This window comes from Streptomyces sp. Y7, assembly GCF_043195415.1.
Lineage (GTDB): Bacteria > Actinomycetota > Actinomycetes > Streptomycetales > Streptomycetaceae > Streptomyces.
Map to the genome: position 1 here is coordinate 193,572 of NZ_JBIDDQ010000007.1, position 18,771 is coordinate 212,342.

Below are 18,771 nucleotides of genomic sequence, written 5' to 3' on the forward strand. Positions count from 1 at the left end.
AGCGGGCCGTTCCCACCCGTTCGGGTGTGCCGGGCCGGGCGGATCTGCGGTCTCCTCGGCCCACACGATGAGGAGGTGTGCGGTGGACGACGTGGTTTCGCCGGGAGGCATCCTGCGCCGTGCGGCGGCGCGCTACGGCGACAAGATCGCCCTGGTGACGGCAGCCCGCACGATGACGTTCCGCGAACTCGGCGCGGACAGTGACCGGATAGCGGCGGCGCTCGCCGCGCGCGGGGTGCGGCCGGGGCAACCTGTGTCGCTGTACGCGCAGAACCGGTGGGAATGGGTGGTGGCCTACCATGGCGCCCTGAAATCGGGAGCCGTCGTCAACCCGGTGAACGTCATGCTCACCCCGGAGGAACTGGCGTTCGTACTGCGCGACTGCGACGCGGCCGCGGTGTTCACCAGCGCCGAGCAGGCCGCTGACGTCCTCTCCCTGACCCGGGACCTGCCCGGACTGAACATGGTCGTCGCGTTCGACGAGCCGCCCGAGGGCGCCGTGGGATTCGCCGAGCTGCTCGCCGACGACGGGCCGGTCCCCGCGTTCAGCGCGGATCCGGCCGCCCCGTGCACGATCGGCTACACCTCCGGCACCACCGGCCATCCCAAGGGCGCCGTGCAGAGCCACCGGGCGGTTCTGCTCAACTGCGCGCTGACCGCGACCATGCACGGACGTGCGTCGACGGACGTGGTGGTGACTGCGCTGCCCGCCCCGCATGTGTACGGCAACGTGGCGATCAACGGCACGTTCCTGGCCGGCGGCACGGTGGTGCTGATGGAGCGCTTTCACCCGGCCGAGGCCCTACGGCTGATCGGCGAGCACTCCGCGACGATGTTCGAGGGCGTGCCCGCCATGTACGCCATGATGCTCGCCGACCCGGCCCTGGACACGGCCGACCTGTCCTCGCTGACCCGCTGCACCGTCGGCGGGCAGACCATCCCGCTGTCGACGATCGAGCGCTGGCAGACCCGCTCGGACGCCCCGCTGATCGAGCTGTGGGGCATGACGGAGATCTCGGGGCTGGGCACCACGCACGCGGTGCACGCCCTGCCCGTCCCCGGCTCGATCGGCGTTTCCCTGCCCGGCGTGGAAGTGCGCATCGCGGACCTGAACGACGTCACGCGCGACGCCCCCCGGGGTGAACCCGGCGAACTCATGGTGCGCGGCCCGATCGTCATGCTCGGCTACCACGGCAACCCGCAGGCCACCGCCGAGACCATCGAGCCGGATGGCTGGCTGCACACCGGCGACATCGCCTCCATGACCGAGACCGGGCACGTCTTCATCGTCGACCGGCGCAAGGACATGATCATCACCGGGGGTTACAACGTCTACCCGGCCGAGATCGAGCGCGTCCTGGCCGGGCACCCCGCCGTCGCCATGGTCGCCGCGGGTCCGGTACCCGACCCGGTCAAGGGTGAACTGGCCTGCGCCTACGTCGTCCTCGCCCACGGGGCGCACGTCACCGAGGAAGACCTGCTCGCCTATGCCGGACAGTCCCTGGCCGCGTACAAACGGCCACGCATCGTTCGTTTCGTCGACGACCTGCCCAAGACGTCCACCGGCAAGATCATGCGCCGGGAGCTGATCAAACGGTTCGATTCGTGACAGGGACGGCAGGCGCGATGTTTGATGACAGCATGCCGGACCATCCCATCCTCCAGCTCGGCGAGCAGTACGCGGAACTGCTCGCCGCACTGGACCGCGGGGAAGCCCTGCGCCGCGCCTTGACCCTCCTCGCCGGCGATTCGGAGGTGGCGTGGGCGGCCCGGCCCGGTCTCACGGAGGAGCTGAGCATCGAGCAGCTCATCGGTCAGCGCACGGGAATCCTCCGGGCGCTGCGGGTGCCGCCCGGCACTGGACTGACCGGCAAGGTGCACCGGTCCGGCCGGGCCGAGTGGGTCGACGACTACTTCACCAGCGCCGAGATCACGCACACCTTCGACCGGCACATGTCCACCGAGGGTGTGCGCAGGCTCCTTGCCGTACCTCTGGTCCGGGACGGTGAGTCACTGGGTGTCCTCGCCGTCGGCCCTCGCCGCGACGGGGCATTCGGCGACCGAGAAGTGGAACGCGCCTCGGCGGTGGCCACGCAGGCCGCCCTTGCCGTGTCGATCGCCGAGCGCGCCCGCCTGAGCCGGGAGATCGCCGTCCATGAGGAGCGGCGCAGGCTCGCGGCCGACCTCCACGACAGCGTGGGCGCGCTGCTGTTCGCCATCGGGTCGGGCATGGCCGATCTGGCCGACGCGGCAGGCGCCGACCCCGACCTGCGGGCCCGGCTGGACCGGCTCAGAAGCCAGGCCGCGGACGCCACCACCGCCCTGCGCGAATCCCTGCGCACGCTGCGTTCCTCCCCCGCCGCGCTGGCCCTCGGCGTCGCCCTGCACGCGGACTGCGCGGCCTTCGCCGACCGCACCGGCATCCGGGCCGAGCTGGTCGTCCTGGACGAGGACCCGCCCGAGTTGGCCCCGTCCCGCTCGGACGTGCTGCTGGCAGCGGTCCGGGAAGCTCTGCTGAACGTCGAAAAACACGCCCGCGCGAGTGCCGTGACCGTATCCGTTGGGCGCCGCGGCCCGCTGCTGACCGTCGCCGTGCACGACGACGGCACCGGTCTGGGCCCCGATCACCAACCGGGCCTCGGTCTTACCAAGACCTCCGAGGCCCTGGGCCGGCTGGGCGGCTCGGTCCGCGTCGTCTCGGACCCGGACGGCGGCACGATCTGGCGGGTGCGACTGCCATGCTGACGACCCGGCCCACGCGGATCGTCATCGTCGACGATCACCCGGTCGTCCACGACGGCGTCGCGGCACAGCTGAACGGGTACGGCGACCTGGCCGTCGTCGGCCACGCCGAAACCGGCGCCGACGCCATCCAGCTGTGCGCGCGGGAACAGCCCGACGTCGTCCTCCTCGACCTCCGCCTCCCCGACCACCCGGCCGCCGACATCGTCCCGGCCGTGCACCGGGTCAGCCCCGACAGCCGCATCCTGCTCTTCACCGCCTTCCCCGAACACGCCGCCGTCGCACCCACACTGGCCGCCGGAGCCTGCGGGCTGCTCGTCAAGGACGCCGGCGGCACCGCCGTACGCGACGCCATCCGCAGCGTCGCCCGCACCGGCACCTTCCGCACCGGACAACCCAATCCCACCGCGGCTCCCGTCACCGCCCGCGAATACGACGTCCTGCGCCTCGTCGCCGCCGGATACACCAACCCCGAGATCGGCGACGAACTGAACCTGTCCGTCAACACGGTGAAGAGCTACCTACGGGAGATGATGCACAAGCTCGCCGCCCGCAACCGAGCCCAGCTCATCGCCAACGCCCGTATGCACGGTCTGCTGTGACAGGACGCAAGCGGCGGCCTGCCAGCTCACCTACGCCCCCGCACGACAGCTTGTGGTCACCCGGGAGGTGGATCAGAGGAGTTCGAGGTTGGTGGCATTGGCCATGCCGCCGCCCTCACACATGGACCGCAGTCCACAGCGGATGCCGTTGAGCCCCATGCGATGGACCAGGGTGGTCATCAGGCGGCCCTGTAGCACGCCTCACCTTCGGTGACCTGCACAACCGTGCGCTGCGCTTCGCCTACGGACTGCGCGAGCACAGCCTTGAGCCCGGTGACACCGTGCTGTTGGTGACGCCCAACTGCCTGTGGTTCCCCGAAGACTGCAGGGCCCGCGCGGTCGCCACCCATCCCGCGTCGCTGCCGTCGGTCCACGGGGCCGACACACCGCGGAGGAGGCCCCACCACCCTCGTCCGCACGGGGGTACGACGGGCCGTTCCAAGTCTGTTCGGGTGCTGCACCGCAAGGGACTGGTCAGCCTGGTCGGCTACCCGGAGCTCTTCCTCGCCGACGTGGACGAATACCAGGTCTCCCGGCTCAACGACTCCCCCGCGATGTACCGGGCGCTGCTCGCGGCACCGTCGGCCGCAGGACGGCGGCTGGAGTCCCTCTCCCTCGCCACTTCGGACCGCGCCGATCGATCCCGAGACCGTGCGGCGGATCCCGAGACCGTGCGGCGCCTCGCAGGCTTGTCCCCCAATGCGAGGATCACCGAGGGGTACGGCCTGACAGAGGCGACCATGGCGCTGGCGCTGCACCCGGTGGACGGCGACGTCGAGTTCCCGCCCGGTTCCGTCGGGATCGCCCTGCCGGACACCGAGCTGTCGCCTCCGCGACTTGATCGTCCCCGAGCTCGAGCTGCCGGTCGGCGAGACCGGTGAATGGAACAGGCGGCGCACGGTCTCCACATGGCGGGGCACCGGTGCCGCGATCGCTTTGCCCCCGCCGGGGAGATCACCACGAACGCGCCGCGGCCGCCCTGAAGCGGCAGCGGGGCCCCGCCATGCCTCCCGGCGGACCAGGCCCCGCTTCGTCATGCGGGGGATCTGGTGCGACAGCTGGCACTGCTCCCATTCCGCACTCCTGGCCAGATCCGCAGAGCGCATCGGGCCTCAGGCGCCTCCGCGAGGCGGACGAGCACTCTGTAGCCGGCGGCGGACAGGCAGGACTCCGCCTGCAGGCCGCGTGAGACCGTTCGTTGAGCCTTACCTGCCTGCGGACAAAGCCACACCAGCCTTCTGCTCCACCGGGTCGAGCCATCGCGGCGTTGCGGTCCTGCGAGATCCTCCTCTGCTCAGCGGAGCTCGTCCTGCAGCCAGCGCAGGACGTCCGGTGTCACCGGGTCGGTGATGTCGGCGAACTCCTCATGCCGCTTGAGGAACTTGGCCACGTACGGGCAGACCGGCACGATCCGCTTCCCGGACTCCCGCACGTCGGCGAGTGCCCCCTGGACCAGCTCTGTGCCCAGACCCTGACCGGCGAAGGCGTCGTCGACCTCCGTGTGGAAGAAGACCCGCTGGTCGCCGCGGTCGCGGTAGGCCGTCAGCCCGCCGCGCCGGCCGTCGACCAGAATCTCGTACTGGTGAGCAGCGACCACTCGCTGGACGCTCCGGATGCCGGAGGACTGCTGGTTCATGCGATTCCTTTCGTACGGAGGTCAGCGGCGCGGGGGGTTGCCGCGCGGCGTGATGACGGCGTTGGGCAGGGCCGGGGCGGGCAGGCGGCGTCCGGAATAGCCCTCGACCTCGCCGAAGCGGTCGGAGCCTGCCTGCCAGTCCGCCCGGGCCTTGACGATGTCCTCGTGGCTGCGGCCGATGAAGTTCCACCACATCACGATCTCCTCCTCGAAGGGAGGACCCCCGAGCAGGATCGTGCGCGCGGCAGTCTCCGAATCGTTCACCACTGTCAGGGTGTCGCTGCCGGAGGGGACGTAGCCGAGTTCGGCCGGGCGCAGCACGGTGTCGATCAGGCGGACGTCCCCGCTGTCGACGAGGAGGCCGTGCTCGAAGGCGGGGTCCACGGTGAGTGTGACCGCGGCGTGCGGGTCGAGGACGATCTCGGCACCGAGCAGGGGCGTGAAGGTCCGCACCGGGGAGGCGCTTCCGGCGAGCGAACCCAGGAACACCTTGGCCTCGGCGCCCTGGAGCCGCACGGGCTCGGGCACATAGTGCTGGAAATCGCGAGCGGCGTCGCGGTCCGCCTCGGGCAACGCCACCCACAGCTGGACACCGTGGATGACAGCGGTGTCCGGGGTGGAGACCTCCGAGTGGGCGATGCCGTACCCGCCGGTCATGAGGTTCATCTCGCCGGGCCGGATCAGAGCATGGGTGCCCAGGGTGTCGCGGTGCTCGATCTCCCCGCTGAACAGCCAGCTCACCGTCTGCAGGCCGATGTGCGGATGCGGGGGCACATCCATGCCGCCCACCGCGGCGGCGTCGACGGGGCCGTAGTGATCGGCGAAGCACCAGGCTCCGATCAGGGTTCGTGCCCGCTGCGGCAGCGTCCGGCGTACATGCATGGCGCGCGGCCCGCCCAGGGGAACGTCCCGTGCCGACAGCACAGCGACCCGCGGTTCCTCGACCGGCCGGCTGTCGTCGACCGAGGCCCCGCATCGCAGCGCCGCCGGATCGGTTTCCGTGTTGCTCACCGGGACCACCCTTCACGCACTCTAGTTGTTGCATCAACTACCATGCCACGAGGAGCGGGCCGAGGGCCAGCAGCACGCACCTGACGTGCGGTCGCGCGCGGCCACGAAGGAGGACGAAGTGAGCGAGCAGACCGGTGCGTCCACACCGCGGAGGATCTTCATCGACAAGCAGAGCCCCAAGGCCTTCCACGCCCTGGTGCAGACCTCGGAGGCGGTGAGTGCGACGGCCGCCGAGGCGGGGCTCGAACGCACCACCGTGGAGCTGATCAACCTCCGCGTGTCACAGCTGAACGGCTGCGCCTACTGCCTCGACCTGCACACCAGGAAGGCCCTGCGCGCGGGCGAGTCGCCGCAGCGACTGGGCGTTCTCGCGGCCTGGCGGAACGCCGGTGTGTTCACCCCGGTGGAGCGCGCGGCGCTCGGACTCGCCGAGGCGACCACAGATACGACGAACACCGACGCACGGACCTCCGCCTACGAGGCCGCCCGCGAGGCCCTCAGTGAGGATCAGATCTCCGCCGCGATCTGGGTGGCGATCACCATCGACGCGTTCAATCGCGTGTCGATCATGAGCGGGCATCCGGTGCAGGCATCTCACCCGACCCAGAGCACACCGCAGCATGATTGACGAGTCATCCTGGTCCTCCGTGGCCATGGCGGCCAGGACCCGCAGGTCCGCCGGAGTGACGTGGCCCATGAACAGTTCGCGCACCGCCTCGACGGGCGGCCTCGATCGCGGCCCATCCGTACCGCCAAGCCCCGCCCAATGTAGTTGACGCTTCACGGGCGCTGCACAACCACGAGCAACAGGCAGCGGCCTATCCCCCGTCGATGCCCGCTCACTCACCCGGCCCGCGAGTGCCGCCAGGACCAGCAGCCCGGCGGCGCCCTCCAGCCGGAAAGCGCGGAACGTGACGTCGACCGTGCCACCGGGGCGTGGGTCGGCCGGGATGCTGCGGCAAGGGAATCGAAGGTCAACGAACCACCCATGACGTATCGTCGGGCCCGCGCATGGCGCACCTCGCTTGGCGGGGACGTCCTGACGTCTCGCTCGAGAGTGGTTCCGTCATCGGGGTTCCGGTCGCGTCGGTTCCGACGAAGGCGAAGGGGCCGTCGCTGGTGGTGACGACCCCTCCTCGCCTCGTGTGCCGTCCCGGCTCAGCCCACCTGGATGTGCCAGGCGTTTCTCGGCCAGCCAGGTGTCGAAGTCCTTGAGCTCCGGGTGCAGGTCCCGGAGGCGGTCCAGGTCGCGAGCGCCGGTGAACTCCTGGTCGAAGTCGCCGTAGTACTGGAACATGTTGGCGATCTCGTCGCCCGCCGGGATACCGAGGGAGCAGAAGACGTCGTAGGGCACCGACTGGAAGCGCACGGGCTCACCGAGCGCGGCGGCGAGCTTCTCCGCGTACTGCGCACCGGTCAGGTGGTCGCCCGCCAGGTTGACAGTGGTTCCGATGTACTTCTCGCCGCCCTTCAGGATGGCGAAAGCCGTCCGGCCGATGTCGGCCACGTCCACCCCGGCCAGCAGCTTGCCGTCCTCCAGCGGCAGGGGCAGCGTCAGCACACCGTCCTCGGCCCGCTTGGGCGCCATGGACTCCAGAAAGCCCTGGTAGTAGAAGGTGGTGTTGAGGAAGGTCGTCGGCACGCCGGCTGCCCGGAACAGCTCGTTGCCCTCCCCCTTGGCGTCGAAGTGCGGCACGTTGTACTTGTCCTGCAGGACGGGCATCCGCTCGTCCTCCAGCGGCAGCAGCTCGCGGGTGTCCTCCAGCGTCGACCACACCACGTGCCGCGGCCGGCGGCCTTGGCGGCGCGGACGAGGACCTCGATCTCCTCCGTCTCCTTCGCCGCCGAGCCATGCGCCCAGAAGTTGGTCACGAGGAAGGCGCCGTACGCACCCTCGAACGCCTTGTGAACGGTCGGCTCGTCATGGAAGTCCGCCCGCACGACCTCGGCACCGAGTTCGGCGAGTTCCTTGGCGGCCGACGAGTCGGTGTTCCGGGTCAGCGCGCGTACGGCGAACCCGGAGGCCGGGTCGGCGAGGATCGCCCGTGCGGCACCTCCGCCCTGCGAGCCCGTGGCTCCGGCGACCGCGATGACCTTCTTGTCGTTCATTGCGATTCCTCTTTGCAGGCGAGAACGTTACGCATCGACGCAAGCACGTGACGAAGGGTGGACCAAATCGGACACCGCCGCATCAAACCACGATGGCTGCGACTTCTCCCCGGGGCCGCCCGTCCTGGTGGGTCTTGATCGCGTCCAGGGTGTTCTCGATCTCCCACCGCTGGGCACCCGTGGTCTCCTCGGGGGCCACCGGGTGGCACACCTGGGCGGACAGAGCACGCAGCGGTTCCGGGCCCAGCCGCAGCCGGGCCCGGCCGATGGCTGCGGCGGCCGGCGCCCGCCACGCTTCCTTCCGCCGACCCATGCGCAGCAGGCCGTGCGTGAGCAGCCGCGCGACCTCCTCATATCGCTGCCCCGCACACATGCCCACGGCCGGCACGAAGCCTTGATGGCCGAGGGCACCGGGTACAAGATCCGCGAGTGACCTCCGGGGTACGGAAAGACGTCCGGCGCGGCGCCTGGTCACACGGCCGAGCCGCGGGCCAAGCACGGGTCGGCGCCCCGCTGTCGACCACGAAGATGCATGCCCACGCAAGTGTGCTACTGTAGCGCCGGACAGGAGTGGCGTACTGATCGCCGTCGGCCGTTCGGGATCGGGGGTGTTCGGGTAGTCGTGCGTACGGAGAACGCGCTCACGCGGAAGTCGTCACCGCAGGCTGCATGGCGGATATTGTCGCGCTCCTACGCCCAGGCGGCGGAGTACCTCAACCGCGAGATGGAGCGGGAAAGCGGGCTGCGGCTCGAGTGGTACGAGTTGCTCACGATCTTGGCGGACGCCCCTGATGGCCAGGTACGTCAGCAGGACCTGCTGAACGAGGTCTCACTGAGCCAGAGCGGCCTCAGTCGCATGATCCTGCGCATGGAACAGGCCTCCCTCGTCCGGCGCCTGCCGCTGGCCGACGACAAGCGGGCCGCGCTGGTGGAGATCACCCGGGCGGGCAGGACGGCGATCCGGCACGCGACCCCCGGTCACACGCGCCGCCTGCGCGAGCAGTTCGAGCTGCTGGGGTCGAGCCACCCCGAATCGCCCTCAGCGGGGTCCGAGCCCGTTGACGCCTCCCTCCTCGACGCCTTGGCCGTACGGGACGCTCTGGAGCCCCTCGTTCTGCGGGAGGCGGCACACTTCTGGCACGGCAACGACCTGAAGGGATGCCGGGCGCTGGTCGAAGCCATGAGACGGGGTGTCACCGATCCCGACCTGTTCCACCAGGCGAACTGGGATCTGCACGAGCGTCTCGCCGGCATCGCGCGCAACCCCCTGCTGGTACGCCCGTATCTCGACTGCCTGGACGTCTGCCGCCGTGAGGTCGGCGTATCCACGCCGGTCGAGGTGCTGGAGGACCGGGTGGAGGAACACCTCCGGCACCGGGCGGAGATCCATCAGGAGCTGGTCGACGCCGTCGAGAGCCGGGATCCGGAACGGCTGGCCGCGGTAACCCGTGCCCACCATGTCACGGGTTACCTGGCCAGGGTTCGTACGGTGCGTACCCCCTGAGGCGACCGGCAACCGTCCGGCGTCGCGCGGGGCCAGGGCCCCGCGGCGTTGGGGCTTCGCACTCCTCGGAGCGCGAAGCCCTCTTTTTCGGCCCTGTGGCTGAATAATGCGCGCGCAAGCTTTTTTGAGAAATCGGAGTTCTTTCCTGTTGACGCGTATGGACCCCAGACATAATATGAATGCGCAAGCATAAAAATCGCTTGATGCCCGGTAGCCCCCCGGACGAGGGCTGGGCCGTAGGTGATCGAGCGGCCGCTGTAGGGCCCATGTCGATGCTGTTGCCGGCGGCGAGGTGGATGCCAAGACATCCCTTGTAGGCGGATGCGAGTCGAGGAGTCGCCGTGACACACCTGTCGTCGTCGGCCGCCGATGCCGAGAAGCTCTACGAGCTTTCCGAGGCGGGGCGGGAGTTGCTTTTCACGGGGGCCCGCACCGTCAACAATTTCAGCCCCGAGCCGGTGAGCGACGAGCAGCTGCGGGCCGTCTGGGAACTGTCCAAGTGGCCGCCGACCTCAGCGAACACCAATCCGCTGCGGATCCTGTACGTACGGTCCCCCGAGGCCAAGCGCCGTCTGCTGCCCCACCTTCTGGAGCGCAATCAGGCGAAGAGCGAGTCGGCTCCGGTGGTGGCCGTGCTGGCACGGGACTCGGCCTACACCGAACACATTCCGCGCCTCTGGCCGTTCAACCCGGAGGCGAAGGACGTGTACGACGCCGACCCTGCGCACCGGGATAGGCAGGGCCACTTCAACGCCCTGCTGCAGGCCGGCTACTTCATCCTGGCGGTCCGCGCCACGGGGCTGGCCGCCGGGCCCCTGCTGGGTTTCGACCCCGACGGCGTGGACGGCGAGTTCTTCCCCGATGGGCGCTGGCGTTCGTTCCTCGTCGTCAACATCGGCAGACCCGGACACAACCCGTGGTTCGAGCGGCTGCCCCGCCTGGACTACCACGAGGCCGTCCGCCTCGTCTGACGGACGGGTGACCCTTCCATACCACATGCATGAGAAAGCATGTACCTTGCCCTAAGGAGCAACAGGCATGACGCAGATCGGAAATCTGTCGGGCCGTCTCGTGCTGGTCACGGACGATGGCGCGATCGATGTGGAGAAGGCCAGCAGCGGACGGTTCGGTTCCGACCCGCAGGCCGTGTACGGCCGTTGGGCGGAGTTCCGCGAGTGGGCCGCGGGGGTGTCCACGAGTGAGGCGGTGGCGTTCCGCAAGGAGGATCTCGGGTCTCCCGCCCCGCGGCCGGGGCAGGTCTTCGCCATCGGCGCGAACTACCGCGACCACGCCGAAGAGGGCGGGATGGAGGTGCCCGAGTGGCCGCTGATCTTCACCAAGTTCCCGTCGTCGATCACCGGTCCGTACAGGGAGATCGAGCTGCCCAGCGGTGTGGTCGACTGGGAGGTGGAGCTGGTCTTCGTGATGGGCAAGACCGCCCGCAACGTCCCGGCCGCCAAGGCGTGGGAGTACATCGCGGGCGTCACGATCGGTCAGGACCTGTCGGAGCGGGAGGTTCAGATGCGGGGCCAGCTCCCGCAGATGGGTCTGGGCAAGTCGTTGCCCGATTTCAGCCCGATGGGTCCGTTCCTGGTGACCCCGGATTCGTTCGACGACCCGGACGACCTGGAGATCGGCTGCACCGTCGACGGTGAGACGGTCCAGTCCGCCCGGACGAAGGATCTTCTGTTCTCGGTGTCGGCGATTGTCGAGCTGCTGTCGGCGCTGGTACCGCTGGAGCCGGGTGACGTGGTGTGGACCGGGACGATGGGCGGGGTGGGCATGGCCCGCAAGCCTCCGCGGTTCCTGGAGCCGGGGCAGGAGCTGGTCAGCCGGATCGAGGGCATCGGCGAGATGCGGCACACCTTCAGCGGTGACATCACCGAGGAGTCCCGACGCAAGGACATCGACGCCGTCATCGAACACATGAAGAGGCTGGTCTGAGCGCCCCCCGTCCGAGAACTCCGTCGCGAAACATGCTCGAAGGAGAGCAGTCATGAGCAAGAAGAAGTTCGAGGTCGGCGGGGTTGAACTCGACCGTCCTTTCAAGGCCCGCCGTCTGAACCACTTCGGCATCAACGTCGAGGACAGCGGTCAGGTGATGGCCTGGTACCGGGACGTGCTGGGCTTCAAGGTCACCGACATCATCCACATGCGGGACGACTTCCACATGCCCGCCGAGTGGTTCGAAGGGGTGCCCGACCACCACGCCTACTTCCTGCGGCACAACAGCGACCATCACACCTTCGTGATCATCCCCCGCGCCGTCATGAACCGGGTCGAGCCGCCCGCCCGCCCGGACATCACCATCAACCAGATCACCTGGCAGGTGGGCAGTCTGCGGGAGGTCGTCGAGGCCCGGCTGTGGCTGGAGTCGACAGGCCAGAAGGTCAACCGGTACGGCCGCGACCCGGGATCGAACTGGCACACCTACTTCAACGAGCCGACCGGGCACATCAACGAACTCGAGTACGGCATCGAGCAGATCGGCTGGAACGGCCTGAGCAAGCCGGCGCCGCTCCGTCCGAACCTGCTGGAGCATCCGCCGCTGCCCACGACCTCGGAGGGCGGCGAGATCGTCCAGGCGATCGCCGACGGTGTCGACCTGGACGCCGGCCACCGCTGGGTGGAGAACCTGCCGCTGACCCACGACGTCGGCGGAGTGCTGCTCGCCCAGCCGTTCAAGGCCGTGCGGATCGGCCCGGTCAGCATCTTCGTCGAGGACGTGGAGGCCAGTGAGCGCTTCTACACCGAGACCATCGGGTTGAAGGTGAGCGAGGAGACGGTCGTCGACGGCCGGCGGTGCGTGTTCCTGCGGGCGAACACCGAACACCACACCATCGGCCTGTTCCCCATCGAACTGCGCGCCGCCCTGGGGCTGAGCGACCACTCCACGCTGCTGGCGTTCGGTGTCCAGCTCGGCTCCTACCAGCAACTGCGTGACTCGATCGCCTTCCTTCAGGACAAGGGCGCCAAGCTGCTGGACCTGCCCCAGGAGATCCACCCCGGCATCGACTACACCGTCCACGCTGTCGACCCCTCAGGCCATCTGGTCCAGCTGTACTACTACATGGAGCAGATCGGCTGGGACGGCAAGCCCCGGCCCGCCGACCAGCGCCTCAAGGTCCAGCCCGGCGTGTGGCCCGAGACCGTACCCGGCCAGGAGGACACCTACGGCGGCGAGACCTTCTGGGGACCCCTCGGCTGACGTCCCCGAGTCGCCCCGGCGGACGAACCCGCCGGGCCGGACGCACGGCGGTCTTTCGAGCCCGTGGCGAGTGCCGGGTCGCGGGCGGACGGCCACGGCAGCCGGTTCCTCGAATGTTCCGCACTCCCGCTGTTCCGCACTCCCGCGCCACGGGCGAGCCGCCGATCGGTGAGCCGACCGCGCCCTCCGTCCAGTTCCCGGCCCACGGCAGCGCGGCTGGAATCTCCTGAGTGGTCCTTGTCGCTGCCGTCGAAACGAAAACGCCCGACCGCCGACGAAGTCGAACGCCGGCGGTCCGAGGAGGTCTGTGGTGGCCCGTATCGCCTATCCCTCGCGTGCCGCACTCCCGCCGGAGGTCGCGGGGCTGCTGGACAGCATGCCGCGCAACTCCATCACCGAGATGCTGGCCCATGCGAACGCGTTGCTCGAACCGTTCCTGCAGCTCGCCCAGACCCAGTTCACCAGCCTGGAACTGAGTGCACGCCGGCGTGAGCTGGTCATCCTGGCGGTCTCCGGTCTGATCGACTGCGAGTACGAGTACGCCCAGCACATCCCCATCTCCGAAGCCGCGGGGATCGACAAGGACACCCGGGAGCGGATCAGGGGCGGCGACTTCGCGGTCCTCGACGACCCCGCGGAGCGGGCGATGCTCGACTTCGTCGCCGCCGTCGCCGCGGCACCGCGCGTCCGCGATGAGCCCTTCGATGCCGTCCGGCGCCACCTCACCGAGCGCCAGATCGTCGAAGTCCTCCAACTGGTCGGCTTCTACTGGGGGGTGGGCAGGGTCTGCACGGTCCTCGACCTGGAGATCGACACCCCCGACGGCCTGGAGTCGATCAAGGCGGTCGAGGGGCTGGCGCGCTGACGGCGGCGCAGCGAACCGCAGAACCGCGCCGGGAGGAAGCCCACGGGTCGCGCTGACGCCGCGCACGAGCCCGGCGACCACCGGGCGCCCGGCACAGCACACCCTCCGCCGGAAACCGGCCTTCCCGAGCACATGGCTGCCATGGCCGAGCGGATCGCCGTCCGCTTCCGCGGCCGCGGCGAGTCGCTCGAAGGCCCCGTCACGCGACGGAGTCTGCCCGCCGTGAAGGACCTCCCTATTTCCGTCGGATCCGACATCGGGGCGATCTCGGATCCGACCTACATGCACACGCACTCACATAAGGAGCGCAAGATGGGCAGTGCAGCAGGTGTGGCCGAGTCCGCGGAGCCGACGGACGGCCCGTACAGCTTTCCGCCCGGACGTCCGATTCTGATCCGCCGGGCGACCGTCGTCACCGTGGACCCAAGTGGTGATGTCCTGCCGGAAACAGACGTCCTGGTGCGTGGCACCTCCATCGCGGCGGTCGGCCGAGACCTGCCGGCACCGGCGGACGCCGCTGTCATCGATGCCTCCGGTTCACTGCTGCTGCCCGGCTTCGTGGACACCCACCGGCACATGTGGCAGTCCGCGTTCCGGGGGGTCGGTGCGGACTGGACCATCTCGAACTACTTGGAATGGATGATTCTGAAGTGGGGGCCGCTGTTCCGGCCCGAGGACATCTACGCGGGCAACTACCTGAGCATGGTCGAGGCCGTCAACGACGGGGTGACCACGGTGACGGACTGGTCGCACAATTCGCGGAGTCCCGAACACGCCGAGGCCGCCATGGACGGGCTGTCCGCTGTGCCGGGACGCGCCCGGTACGGCTATGGCAACGCCTACGACCCGGACTTCGGCTGGGTGACCGACGGGCGCGTCGATCAGCTGCTCAAGACGCGGTTCTCCGGCCCGGACCAGCTCCTCACCCTGCAGCTCTGTCTCGACATCGGCACCTACGGCGACGGCGCGCGCAAGGCCCTGGAGTTCGCCCGTGACCGGGACCTGCGAGTCGGCCACCACACCGGCGTGTTCGGGCTGGTCGGCGACGAGCAGATCCCCTTCCTGGCGGACAACGGCGGCCTGTCACCGTCGACCGTCCTGGTCCATGGCGGCGCACTGAGCGACGACGCCTACCGGCGCATCGCCGACGCGGGCGCCCACCTGTCGATCTCGGCGGAGAGCGAACTCAACGCCGGTCAGGGCTACCCGCCCACCGCGAAGGCCCGCGAGTACGGCATTCCGCTCTCACTGTCGATGGACACCGTGGTGTGGTGGAGCGGCGACATGTTCTCGGCCATGCGCGCCACCCTCAGCGCCGACCGGGGGCTGGCCCACCTGCGAGCACACGAAGCCGGCCACGCCGTCGTCAACAACTCGCTGCGCGCCCAGGACGTGCTCGAGTACGCCACGATCGGCGGCGCGCGGGCGCTCGGCCTGGACGACCTGATCGGCTCGATCACCCCCGGCAAGCGGGCCGACCTGGTCCTGCTGCACACCCAGTCCCCGGCCATGTCACCCATCCACCATCCGGCAGGGCACATCGTGTTCCAGGCCGGACGCGGCGACGTCGACACCGTGCTGGTCGACGGGCGGGTCCTCAAACACCGCGGCACTCTCCTCGGCGTGGACCTGAACCATGCCCGGCGACTCGCCGAACAGTCCCTGGAACACCTGCTCTCCAAGATCCCCGAGGAGGACTGGGAGCAGGCGGTCAATCCACCACCGGGGTCTGCCGCCTGAAGCCGAGGGGTCGTGCTCTGTGGGCCGGTGCCACCCCTGCGCGCACCGGCCCGTGCGGCGGCCTCGGCCACAACTCGTTCGTTCGGAGAGGCCTTTCATGCCCCGCACGTCCACCCGTCTCACCTTCGCAGTCCTCGCGACCGGCGCCGGTGTGTTCTCCATGCTCCAGTCGCTGATCGCGCCGGCCCTGCCGGCGGTCCAGCACGCACTGCACACCTCGCAGGCGACGGCGACCTGGGTGATGACGGCGTATCTGCTGTCCGCCTCGATCTGTACGCCGATCCTCGGCCGCGTCGGCGACCTGATCGGCAAGAAACGCACCCTGGTCGCCGTCCTGCTGACAGTGGCGGTCGGCTGTCTGCTGGCCGCGCTGGCACCGAGCATCGGCGTCCTGATCGCCGCCCGGGTCGTGCAGGGCGTCGGCGGCGCGTTGTTCCCGCTGTCCGTCGGCATCATCCGCGACGAGTTCGCACCCGGCGAGGTGAGCCGCAGCATCAGCAACCTGTCGGCCGTGATCGCCGCGGGCGGCGGGGTCGGCATGGTGGCCGCCGGGCCCATCGTGTCCGCGCTCGACTACCGCTGGCTGTTCTGGATCCCGGCCGCCGTCGTCACCGTCGCCACGCTCATCGCCCTCCGCTACGTGCCGGAGTCACCCCACCGGGCCGAGGGGCGCGTCAACTGGCTCGGTGCCGTACTGCTGTCGGCCTGGCTGGTGTCCCTGCTGCTGCCGCTCAGCCAGGCCGGTCGGTGGGGCTGGGGGTCGGCCCGGGTGATCGGACTGTTCGCTGCGGCCGTCGTCCTCTTCGCTCTGTGGCTGCTGGCCGAGGGCCGTTCCCGTACCCCGCTGATCGACCTGCGCGTCCTTCGGCTGCCCGCCGTGTGGACCACCAACACCGCGGCCCTGCTCTTCGGCGCGGCGGTGTACTCGATCTGGTCCTTCCTGCCCGGCTTCGTCCAGACTCCTGCCTCCGCCGGGTACGGCTTCGGGGCGAGCGTCACCGCCTCCGGACTGCTCATGGTGCCGATGCTGGTCGCGATGTTCTGCTCCGGTGTGCTCAGCGGCCGTCTGGAGCCGATGCTGGGCGGAAAGACCCTGCTGACGGCCGCTGCCGTGCTCGAGGCGCTCGCCTGCGGTGCGCTCACTCTCTGGCACGGTCAGCAGTGGCAAGTGGCCCTGGTGGCGGGGGCGTTCGGCCTCGGCATCGGCCTGGCCTTCTCCTCGATGGCCAATCTGATCGTCGGCAGTGTGCCGGCCTCCCAGACCGGTGCCGCGACCGGCATGAACGCCAACCTCCGCACCATTGGCGGCTCGATCGGCACCGCGGTGACCAGCGTCCTGGTCACCGGCCGGCTCCAGCCCTCGGGCCTGCCCTACGCCTCCGGTTACACCCACGGCTTCGCCCTGCTGTCGGTGCTGTGCCTGGCGGCGGCCCTGGCCGCGCTGCTGGTCCCGTCCGGGCGCGCGGGGCGCCTCACGCTGGTGGCGGGGACCGCGGTGGCCGCCGAGGTCCGGTCCAGCAGCCCCGGAACGCAATCGACGCGGTGCGGCTGAACGTGCCGCAAGGCCATCGCGATCGCCGGTGACGATCCGGACGACGTCGCCACCGTCGCGCGCCTCCTGAAAGCGGTCGGCTTCGACGCCGTGCTCGCCACTGGGGTACGGCCCGCCCCGCGCACCGAGCCGTTCGGCGCGAACGTCGGCAACGGGGAGCTTCGCGCGATGCTCCCGTGCTTCCCGGACTCCGCGGGTGCCCGGACTCCGCGCGGGTGAGGGCCGTGATCGGCGCGCGGAGCGCCGCGTCGGCGGACGCCGACCCACGACTTGCCCCTTCCCGATTGACGCATCATTGACAGGTTTCAGGAAGGCGGAAATGAACGATCTGCGCATCGCGGTGCTCGACGACTGCCAGCACATGGCCAGGAAGTACGCCGACTAGGACTCCCTCGAGGCCCACGTGGAGGTGTTCCACGGTCCTCTTCCCGACGCTGACGCGGTCGTCTCCCAACTGGCTGGTTTCGATGTGGTGGTGGCGATGCGGGAGCGCACACCTTTTCCCGCGGACGTGCTGCGCCGGCTCACGCGATTCAAGCTGTTGGTCACCACGGGCCCCGTGAACGCCGCCATCGACCTGTCGGCCGCCGACGCTCAGGGCATCGTCGTCTGCCGTACCGGATACCCCGACGCCGCCGCCACCTCGGAACTCACCTGGGCGCTGATCCTCGCCGCTCTCAGAAACCTGCCTGCCGAAACGAGGCACGTCAGGGAGGCGGTTGGCAGATGAGCATGGGCACCAGGCTGGAAGGTAAGACACTCGGCCTGCCGGGCCTCGGCCAGCTCGGCTCTGGTGGACTCGTCGTTGAGCTGGAGAGGTGGGGACTGCCGGCGGCGTCCTCCGAGGGCTGGTCAACCGACGCAGCGCTGGCGGTTCTCCCCGATTCCCTCGATGCGGCTGACGACGACGTCGCCGGGCGAGAGGAACCTGCGAGGGGTGCGGGCCCCAGCGACGCCGCTGGGGTGCCCGTGAAGACCAGATCTCCGGGGAGCAGCGGGCACACCGCCGACAGCAGGGCGATCAGCTCGGGAACCGGGAAGATCGTCGAAGAGGTACGGGCCTTCTGCACCTCCTCGCCGTTGACCGTGCACCTGAGCTCCAGATCGTCCGGGTCGTCGAACTCGTCCGGCGTCACCAGCCACGGACCGATGGGGCCGAGCCCGGGGAATGACTTGCCCAGCGAGAACTGCAGGGCCGGACCGGTGAGCTGCACCTCCCGCTCGGAGAGTCCTGCCCCACCATCAGCCCGGCTACGTACTCCCAGGCGTTCTCCTCCTTGACGTGAAGGGCCGTCCGGCCGATGACCACGACGAGCTCCATCTCCCAGTCCACCGAGCCGCTCGGGAGGCGCAGATCTCCGTAGGGGCCGGTGATGCAGGTGGGGAACTTGGTGAACGTCGGCGGTGCCTCGGGCAGCGCGAGCCCCGCCTCCTTGGCGTGATCGGTGTAGTTCAGCCCGATGGCGAAGACCTGGCGCGTTGCCGGAACGGGAGATCCGAGGACGTCGAGAACGACGTCGGCTTCGGCCGGTCCGCCTGGTGCGGGGACCGCGTCGGCGGCCCAGTCGCGGAACTCGTCCCAGCGTTCGAAGGCGGCCGGGGGATCGGACGAGAACCGTTGATCGCTGAGCCAGGCGACGTCGGCCGCGTTCTCCTCGGCGGTGAGGACGGTGAGACGGTGTGCCACGGATGCCATGCGCATGTTCGCTCCTGGAGCCGCATAAGCCGGTGATGTCTGTCATCAGCATCTGCCGAGCATTTCGACGTGTTAATTCATTTTCGAAATTCATCTAAGGTTCCGA

18 protein-coding genes and 2 pseudogenes are annotated in these 18,771 nt (G+C 69.5%); 13 read left to right on the forward strand and 7 right to left on the reverse strand.

Annotated features, from left to right (window positions below):
* Positions 1–82: 82 nt before the first annotated feature.
* From ACGFW6_RS20315 to ACGFW6_RS20325, 3 genes are read left to right on the forward strand one after another with little or no spacing between them, the layout of a single operon-like run.
* Complete coding sequence (locus ACGFW6_RS20315) at positions 83–1,609, forward strand: class I adenylate-forming enzyme family protein (protein WP_393511416.1); 1,527 nt, start codon at positions 83–85, stop codon at positions 1,607–1,609.
* A 32-nt stretch (positions 1,610–1,641) separates the two neighbouring features.
* Positions 1,642–2,745 (forward strand): GAF domain-containing sensor histidine kinase, encoded by a 1,104-nt coding sequence (locus ACGFW6_RS20320; RefSeq protein WP_393511419.1) that lies wholly within the window; start codon positions 1,642–1,644, stop codon positions 2,743–2,745.
* The gene (locus ACGFW6_RS20325; RefSeq protein ID WP_393511422.1) at positions 2,739–3,344 is read left to right on the forward strand and encodes a response regulator transcription factor; all 606 of its coding nucleotides are present in this window, start codon (positions 2,739–2,741) and stop codon (positions 3,342–3,344) included. The genes ACGFW6_RS20320 and ACGFW6_RS20325 overlap by 7 nt, the downstream gene beginning before the upstream one ends.
* A gap of 72 nt (positions 3,345–3,416) precedes the next feature.
* Here the strand turns inward: ACGFW6_RS20325 and ACGFW6_RS20330 are convergent, their stop codons facing one another.
* Positions 3,417–3,542, reverse strand: a complete 126-nt coding sequence (locus ACGFW6_RS20330; RefSeq protein WP_393511425.1) for a hypothetical protein — start codon at positions 3,540–3,542, stop codon at positions 3,417–3,419.
* 254 nt (positions 3,543–3,796) lie between these two features.
* On the opposite strand from ACGFW6_RS20330, the gene ACGFW6_RS20335 reads away from it, so the two are divergent.
* Positions 3,797–4,225, forward strand: coding sequence for an AMP-binding protein (locus tag ACGFW6_RS20335; protein ID WP_393511428.1), 429 nt, complete (start codon positions 3,797–3,799; stop codon positions 4,223–4,225).
* A 413-nt stretch (positions 4,226–4,638) separates the two neighbouring features.
* Here the strand turns inward: ACGFW6_RS20335 and ACGFW6_RS20340 are convergent, their stop codons facing one another.
* Both ACGFW6_RS20340 and ACGFW6_RS20345 read right to left on the reverse strand, forming a co-directional pair.
* Positions 4,639–4,980, reverse strand: coding sequence for a GNAT family N-acetyltransferase (locus ACGFW6_RS20340; RefSeq protein WP_393511431.1), 342 nt, complete (start codon positions 4,978–4,980; stop codon positions 4,639–4,641).
* Positions 4,981–5,001: 21 nt separating this feature from the next.
* The gene (locus ACGFW6_RS20345; protein WP_393511434.1) at positions 5,002–5,991 is read right to left on the reverse strand and encodes a pirin family protein; all 990 of its coding nucleotides are present in this window, start codon (positions 5,989–5,991) and stop codon (positions 5,002–5,004) included.
* Positions 5,992–6,109: 118 nt separating this feature from the next.
* Here ACGFW6_RS20345 and ACGFW6_RS20350 point away from each other — a divergent pair, with 118 nt between their 5' ends.
* Positions 6,110–6,619 carry a carboxymuconolactone decarboxylase family protein gene (locus ACGFW6_RS20350; protein ID WP_393511437.1) on the forward strand — a complete coding sequence of 170 codons (510 nt, stop codon included), beginning with the start codon at positions 6,110–6,112 and terminating at the stop codon, positions 6,617–6,619.
* 438 nt (positions 6,620–7,057) lie between these two features.
* Here the strand turns inward: ACGFW6_RS20350 and ACGFW6_RS20355 are convergent, their stop codons facing one another.
* From ACGFW6_RS20355 to ACGFW6_RS20365, 3 genes and pseudogenes are all read right to left on the reverse strand, one after another.
* Positions 7,058–7,771, reverse strand: a complete 714-nt coding sequence (locus ACGFW6_RS20355) for an NmrA family NAD(P)-binding protein (protein ID WP_393511440.1) — start codon at positions 7,769–7,771, stop codon at positions 7,058–7,060.
* A 68-nt stretch (positions 7,772–7,839) separates the two neighbouring features.
* Positions 7,840–8,100 (reverse strand): annotated as a pseudogene (locus tag ACGFW6_RS20360) (NmrA family NAD(P)-binding protein); the annotation flags it as partial.
* Positions 8,101–8,182: 82 nt separating this feature from the next.
* Positions 8,183–8,488, reverse strand: a complete 306-nt coding sequence (locus tag ACGFW6_RS20365) for a transposase domain-containing protein (protein WP_393511443.1) — start codon at positions 8,486–8,488, stop codon at positions 8,183–8,185.
* A gap of 291 nt (positions 8,489–8,779) precedes the next feature.
* Between ACGFW6_RS20365 and ACGFW6_RS20370 the strand changes: the two genes are divergently transcribed.
* From ACGFW6_RS20370 to ACGFW6_RS20405, 8 genes are all read left to right on the forward strand, one after another.
* Complete coding sequence (locus tag ACGFW6_RS20370) at positions 8,780–9,604, forward strand: FCD domain-containing protein (RefSeq protein WP_393511446.1); 825 nt, start codon at positions 8,780–8,782, stop codon at positions 9,602–9,604.
* A 341-nt stretch (positions 9,605–9,945) separates the two neighbouring features.
* Complete coding sequence (locus ACGFW6_RS20375) at positions 9,946–10,575, forward strand: malonic semialdehyde reductase (RefSeq protein ID WP_393511449.1); 630 nt, start codon at positions 9,946–9,948, stop codon at positions 10,573–10,575.
* 67 nt (positions 10,576–10,642) lie between these two features.
* Complete coding sequence (locus tag ACGFW6_RS20380) at positions 10,643–11,548, forward strand: fumarylacetoacetate hydrolase family protein (protein WP_393511452.1); 906 nt, start codon at positions 10,643–10,645, stop codon at positions 11,546–11,548.
* 52 nt (positions 11,549–11,600) lie between these two features.
* Entirely contained in the window at positions 11,601–12,812 is a 1,212-nt protein-coding gene (locus ACGFW6_RS20385; protein WP_393511455.1) for a VOC family protein, read from the forward strand.
* 310 nt (positions 12,813–13,122) lie between these two features.
* Positions 13,123–13,677, forward strand: a complete 555-nt coding sequence (locus ACGFW6_RS20390) for a carboxymuconolactone decarboxylase family protein (RefSeq protein ID WP_393511458.1) — start codon at positions 13,123–13,125, stop codon at positions 13,675–13,677.
* A gap of 312 nt (positions 13,678–13,989) precedes the next feature.
* Positions 13,990–15,417 carry an amidohydrolase family protein gene (locus ACGFW6_RS20395; protein WP_393511461.1) on the forward strand — a complete coding sequence of 476 codons (1,428 nt, stop codon included), beginning with the start codon at positions 13,990–13,992 and terminating at the stop codon, positions 15,415–15,417.
* 97 nt (positions 15,418–15,514) lie between these two features.
* Positions 15,515–16,969 (forward strand): MFS transporter, encoded by a 1,455-nt coding sequence (locus tag ACGFW6_RS20400; protein ID WP_393511464.1) that lies wholly within the window; start codon positions 15,515–15,517, stop codon positions 16,967–16,969.
* A gap of 403 nt (positions 16,970–17,372) precedes the next feature.
* Positions 17,373–17,699: a hypothetical protein gene (locus ACGFW6_RS20405; RefSeq protein ID WP_393511467.1), complete on the forward strand. Its 327-nt coding sequence runs from the start codon at positions 17,373–17,375 to the stop codon at positions 17,697–17,699.
* Between the two features lie 122 nt (positions 17,700–17,821).
* On the opposite strand, the pseudogene ACGFW6_RS20410 reads toward ACGFW6_RS20405, so the two are convergent.
* Positions 17,822–18,671, reverse strand: a pseudogene (locus ACGFW6_RS20410) (fumarylacetoacetate hydrolase family protein).
* Positions 18,672–18,771: the final 100 nt, after the last annotated feature.

Coding starts and splice junctions, on each gene's coding strand:
- ACGFW6_RS20320 (WP_393511419.1), top strand. CDS start 1,642: ATGCCGGACCATCCCATCCTCCAGCTCGGCGAGCAGTACGCGGAACTG.
- ACGFW6_RS20325 (WP_393511422.1), top strand. CDS start 2,739: ATGCTGACGACCCGGCCCACGCGGATCGTCATCGTCGACGATCACCCG.
- ACGFW6_RS20340 (WP_393511431.1), bottom strand. CDS start 4,980: ATGAACCAGCAGTCCTCCGGCATCCGGAGCGTCCAGCGAGTGGTCGCT.
- ACGFW6_RS20380 (WP_393511452.1), top strand. CDS start 10,643: ATGACGCAGATCGGAAATCTGTCGGGCCGTCTCGTGCTGGTCACGGAC.
- ACGFW6_RS20385 (WP_393511455.1), top strand. CDS start 11,601: ATGAGCAAGAAGAAGTTCGAGGTCGGCGGGGTTGAACTCGACCGTCCT.
- ACGFW6_RS20395 (WP_393511461.1), top strand. CDS start 13,990: ATGGGCAGTGCAGCAGGTGTGGCCGAGTCCGCGGAGCCGACGGACGGC.
- ACGFW6_RS20400 (WP_393511464.1), top strand. CDS start 15,515: ATGCCCCGCACGTCCACCCGTCTCACCTTCGCAGTCCTCGCGACCGGC.